Raw genomic sequence first — 4,781 nt, forward strand, 5'->3', positions numbered from 1 at the left:
GCCCCGGTCCCACCCGGTCCGGGGCTCCGACCCTGCCCCCGCCGCCCCACCGGGCGGCCAGCACTCGATGAGGACACCTGTGACCACCGCACTCGCCGCCGCACCAGCCACCCCACACCCAGCGTTCGCACCACCCGTGGACCTCAACGGCCACGGCCATTACCTGCACTGGGGATTCGTCCAGATCTCCGCCGCCAACATCGTGATGATCGTGCTCATCGGCGTGGCGTTCCTGGCCGCGCTGTTCGTGCCGTTCCCGAAGCCGAAGCCGAGGGGACGGGACGGGAGATGACCGGCCTGATCGAGGAGACCACGCATCCGGAGCCGATGCCGGATCCGGAGCCCGCCGGTGGATGGACCGGCGCGCTGCGGCGTCGCATCTTCGACGCCATGCCTCCGGAGCAGTTGCTCCCTGACACCCAGCCCTCGTATGTCGCGTCGTGGATCTACGTCTTCGGGGTGCTGAGCCTGACGGCGTTCCTGACGGTCGTCGGCACCGGCACCGTGCTCGCCGTGAAGGGGGCGGCGTGGTGGCACGTGTCGGGGACCGGGCACTTCGTCAACAGCCTGCACCTGTGGTCCGTGGAGCTGTTCATGACGTTCATGTCCGTGCACCTGATCGCCAAGTTCTTCATGGCGGCCTGGCGCGGGAAGCGGGCGCTGACCTGGATCACCGGCGTGATCGCGCTGGGCGCCTCGGCGTTCACCGCGCTGACCGGGTACCTGATCCAGCAGAACTTCGACTCGCAGTGGATCGCCACGCAGGCCAAGGACGGGCTGAACTCGATCGGGGCCGGCGCGTACTTCAACACCATGGACTTCGGCCAGATGCTGATCTGGCACGTCGCGCTGCTGCCGTTGGTGGTGGCGGTGGTCGTGGCGCTGCACATCCTGCTGGTGCGGCGGCGGGGCGTGGTGCCGCCGTTGGCGGCGCGGGGCGCGGAACAGGAGGTGCAGGCATGAGCCGCCGCCGCCCGCACGCCGAGCCGGATCCGTACTCCTTCGGGTCGCGGCCCTACGACCTGGTGAAGGAGTTCGTGATCGCGCTGGTCGCGGTGGTCGTGCTGACCGTCGTGCTGGCCGCGGCGTTCTCCTCCCCGGACGTGAAGCCGATGACGATCGCGGCCTGGGCGACCAACGACCCGGGCGACTTCACCACCACCGCGCTGGCCGAACTCGACGGCGGCAGCACGACCGCCGGGTACGGACCACCGTACAACTCGGCCGCCGCGGGGCAGCAGCTCGGACCGCTGCACATCGCGCGGATGGCGGGCGTCACGCACCCGATCGACACGGTCGACGCGTTCGTGATGAAGCCGCTGGAATCGGTACCGCAGAACCCTGAGGTGACCGCCGCGATCAGCACGTGGAAGGCGGCGAGCGACGAACAGCAGGGGACGTGGACCGGCGCGTACTCCACCGCGCTGGGCAAGGCCGGCGGGGACCCGTCCAAGGTGGCCGCCGGGAGCTACGGTCCGGTCCCGCTGATGCTGGCGCAGCTGCTGAACCAGGCGCAGGCCGGCTCGCTGGAGGGGCAGCTGATGTCCGAAAGCGGTTTCTACCACTCGGATTACACGCTGCCGCTGATGTTCCTGGCCGATGGCAGCGACCTGGCCGCCGAGGCCCAGACGCAGCATCTGGCCGGGACCCAGTGGGGGATGATGAACGAGGTCAACAACTTCCCGGGGCAAGTGTGGCTGGCGCCTTACACCTTCTGGTACCAGATCTCGCCGTATAAGACCTCTGGTAACGGCGATGCGCTGGTCTGGGGAACGATGGGCGTGGTCGGGGCGGTGTTGGTACTGCTGCCGTTCATTCCCGGGTTGCGTTCGGTGCCTCGGGTAATTCCGGTTTATCGATTGATTTGGCGCGATCACTATCGGCGACAGAAGCAGGCGGCAGAGATCTGATTCTCATTCCGCTTTCCTTTTACGCCGCCTAGGGTTTCTCCAAGCGTTGGACGCGATTCGCGCTAAGCATCTCGCTGCTTATCTTGCAGCGTGGCGATCGCGTCCAACGCGCGTTTGGTGGACGGGTCCGCGGGGTGGCGCGCGAGCAGGTGCAGGTCGGGGTTCTCGGCCGCGATGAGCTTGGTCTGGCGGAAGGTGAGCGGGCCGTACTCCGGGTGCGTGAAGCGCTTGAGGGCCGGGGTGAAGGCGGCGATGTCGTGGCGGCTCCAGCGGGCGGCGAAGTCGGGGTCGGCGGCGGAGACGTCGGCGATGATCTCGGCGAAGCGCGGGTCGGCGAGGTGCCGGTCGGCCGAGGCGCGGAACTGGGCCAGGACGGACCAGGCCTCGGCCTCGTAGTCCTTGAGGATCGTGCGCATCCCGGGCCAGCCGAAGTAGAGCCAGATCATGTTGCGGCGGCTCGGCGGGAGGTGGACCAGGCCGCCGTAGAGCGCGGCCTCGGCGTCGTTGTAGGCGAGCAGGTCCCAGTGCAGGTCGAGGATGCACGCCGGGACCGGGGCCAGCGCCGCGACCGTCGCGCGCAGATGCTCACCGAGCGCCGGGCAGCCGTCGGCGGGCGCCTGGTTGTTCGCGGCGGCGTCGGCCTCGTCGGCGAGTTCGAAGAGGTGGCGGCGTTCGGCGGCGGTGAGGCGCAGGGTGGCGGCCAGGGCGTCGAGGACCTGGCGCGACGCGGCGATCGGGCGGCCCTGCTCCAGCCACGAGTACCAGGAGACGCTGACGCCGGAGAGGGCGGCGACTTCTTCGCGGCGCAGGCCCGGGGTGCGGCGGCGGGCCTTCGACGTGGCGGCGGCCGGTGATGCGGCGCTGTCGCTGGGGGCCTGGCCGGTGCCCGTGCCGGAGGCCATGCCAGGGGCCGTGCCAAGGGCCACGCCTGGTGCCGGGCCTGGAGCTGCGCCGGAGGCCATGCCTGAGGCCACGCCGGAGGCCGTGACCAGGCCGGCCGCTTCCGGCGTGAGGCGTTCGCGGCGGGAGCGGAGGAAGGCGCCGAGCGCTCGGCGCTGCGCGTCGTTGTCGTTCATGGCCCGGCCAGCCTATTAGTTCTGGTCACCGGATGAACTGTGAGCGGCAGGGCCGGCTTTCGAGGCCGGTTCGGCCGGAACATCGTGGGGTGACTACTACTCTTGCCGCCGGTGCTGAGACCGGCCATGTCGAAACCAAGTCCGATATGCGGATACCGCTGCCACTCACTGTGGCGGCGTTCACAGCGAACTTCGATCGGTTCGCGGTGGCGCCGATTCTGGTGACGATTGCCGCCGCCATGCATAAGCCGCTGACGGCGGTCGTCACATTGGCGAGTGGATATGCGCTCGCCTATGGATTGTCGCAGCCGGTGTGGGGGATTCTGTCCGACCGAATCGGCCGGTTGCGGGTGGTGCGGTTGGCCCTGACCATCGCGGCGATCGCCGGCCTGGCCTCGGCGGTGGTACCGGGGCTGGCGTTGCTGAGCGCGTGCCGCTTCGTCGCCGGCTTCGCATTCGGCGCGGCGGTGCCTTCGTCGCTGAGCTTCGTCGGCGACGCGGTGGCGCCGGAGCGGCGGCACAACGCCCTCGCGGACTTGATGGCCGCGCTGGGGCTGGGCAGCGGCCTGGCCGCATTGTTCGCGGGGATCGTGGCGCATTGGGTCAGTTGGCGGTGGGTGTTCGCGGTGCCGGCATTGGTGGCCCTGACAACCGTGGTGCTGCTGCGCGGGGTCGAGGAGCCGGAGCGGGCGAAGGCCGGCGGTCTGCGCGAGCAACTCGGGGCGGTGTTGCACGCGCCGTACGCCTATGTGGTGACGGCCTTGGGGATCGTCGAGGGCGCGGTCCTGCTGGGCGGCCTGACCTTCGTGGCACCGGCATTGGAGCACCGGGGGTTGTCCTCAGCCGCGGCCGGAGCACTGACGGCGCTGTACGGCGCGGGCACGCTGGCATTCACGCGCGTGGTGAAGGCACTGACGCGGCGCGTACCGGCACACGGCTTGGCCGCGATCGGCGGAGCGCTGGTCGTAGTGGGCTACGGATGCGCGGTCGCCGCGCCGGGGACAGCGACCTACGCATTGGTGGCGACCCTCCTGGGGGCGGGCTGGGCCTTCCTGCACTCGACGCTGCAAACCTGGGCGACCTCGGTGGTCCCGCACGCGCGAGGCACCGCGGTGTCGTTCTACGTGGCGGCACTGTTCGTGGGCAGCGCGCTCGGGGCGATGTTCGGGGGCGGCGCCGCGTCGCGGGGACAGTTCGGGCTGCTGTTCGGGGTGTGCGGGGTGGTGACGATCCCGCTGACGGTGGCGGTGGTGATCGGACGGCGGCGGTTCGTGGCGCTGGGGTGAGTGGGGAGGAGTGGGCGATCGAACGCCACGCTGGCCTGCTCAGCAGTCGACCGGATGCTGTCAGGCCACCGGGGGTGAACGGGTCGGCGCCGGGCGGCCGAGACTGCGCCAGCCGCGCGGGTGAGCATGCGGAAGGGCTCGGGCCGGTGTTCAACAGTCGCCCGATTGCTATCAGGCAGTCGGGACGAGGGCACCAAAGGCGGCGGCAGCGGCTGGGGCAACAAGGCCGGAGTGCCGAAGCAAATACCGGTGCTCAGCAGTCGCCCGACTGCGATCAGGCGGCCGAAGACTGGGGCGGCAAAGGCGACCGGCAGCGGTCGCGGCGACAAGGCCGGGGCGGCGTTCAGCAGTTGTGCGGTTGCCATCGAGCGGTCGGGGCTGGGGCGGCAAAGGCGACCGGCAGCGGTCGGGGCGACAGGGCCGGGGCGGCGTTCAGCAGTTGTGCGGTTGCTATCAAGCGGTTGCGGCTGGGGTGGCGGCGAAGGCTGCGACGGCGGCGGAGGTGAGGG

Annotated in this window: 5 protein-coding genes; 4 read left to right on the forward strand and 1 reads right to left on the reverse strand. The window is 70.3% G+C overall.

Annotated elements, in window-relative coordinates; all coding sequences use genetic code 11:
- The first annotated feature begins 79 nt into the window (after window positions 1-79).
- The 3 genes from IZR01_RS48145 to IZR01_RS48155 are packed head-to-tail and all read left to right on the forward strand — an operon-like array spanning window position 80 to window position 1,910.
- A complete protein-coding gene (locus IZR01_RS48145; protein ID WP_194899823.1) occupies window positions 80-292 on the forward strand; it encodes a hypothetical protein in 213 nt (70 codons plus the stop codon).
- Window positions 289-963, forward strand: coding sequence for a cytochrome b N-terminal domain-containing protein (locus IZR01_RS48150; protein ID WP_194899824.1), 675 nt, complete (start codon window positions 289-291; stop codon window positions 961-963). Before IZR01_RS48145 ends, IZR01_RS48150 begins: the two co-directional genes overlap by 4 nt.
- Complete coding sequence (locus IZR01_RS48155) at window positions 960-1,910, forward strand: hypothetical protein (protein WP_194927776.1); 951 nt, start codon at window positions 960-962, stop codon at window positions 1,908-1,910. Before IZR01_RS48150 ends, IZR01_RS48155 begins: the two co-directional genes overlap by 4 nt.
- A 62-nt stretch (window positions 1,911-1,972) precedes the next feature.
- Here the strand turns inward: IZR01_RS48155 and IZR01_RS48160 are convergent, their stop codons facing one another.
- Window positions 1,973-2,986 carry a helix-turn-helix transcriptional regulator gene (locus IZR01_RS48160; protein ID WP_194927777.1) on the reverse strand — a complete coding sequence of 338 codons (1,014 nt, stop codon included), beginning with the start codon at window positions 2,984-2,986 and terminating at the stop codon, window positions 1,973-1,975.
- A gap of 89 nt (window positions 2,987-3,075) precedes the next feature.
- On the opposite strand from IZR01_RS48160, the gene IZR01_RS48165 reads away from it, so the two are divergent.
- Entirely contained in the window at window positions 3,076-4,272 is a 1,197-nt protein-coding gene (locus IZR01_RS48165; protein ID WP_194927778.1) for an MFS transporter, read from the forward strand.
- The last annotated feature ends 509 nt before the right edge of the window (window positions 4,273-4,781 follow it).

This window comes from Catenulispora pinisilvae, assembly GCF_015356865.1.
In the GTDB taxonomy this organism is placed as follows: Bacteria; Actinomycetota; Actinomycetes; order Streptomycetales; family Catenulisporaceae; genus Catenulispora; species Catenulispora pinisilvae.

What these genes read in the sequence shown, in the direction of transcription:
- IZR01_RS48150 (WP_194899824.1), top strand. Translation starts at nt 289, where the DNA reads ATGACCGGCCTGATCGAGGAGACCACGCATCCGGAGCCGATGCCGGAT.
- IZR01_RS48160 (WP_194927777.1), bottom strand. Translation starts at nt 2,986, where the DNA reads ATGAACGACAACGACGCGCAGCGCCGAGCGCTCGGCGCCTTCCTCCGC.
- IZR01_RS48155 (WP_194927776.1), top strand. Translation starts at nt 960, where the DNA reads ATGAGCCGCCGCCGCCCGCACGCCGAGCCGGATCCGTACTCCTTCGGG.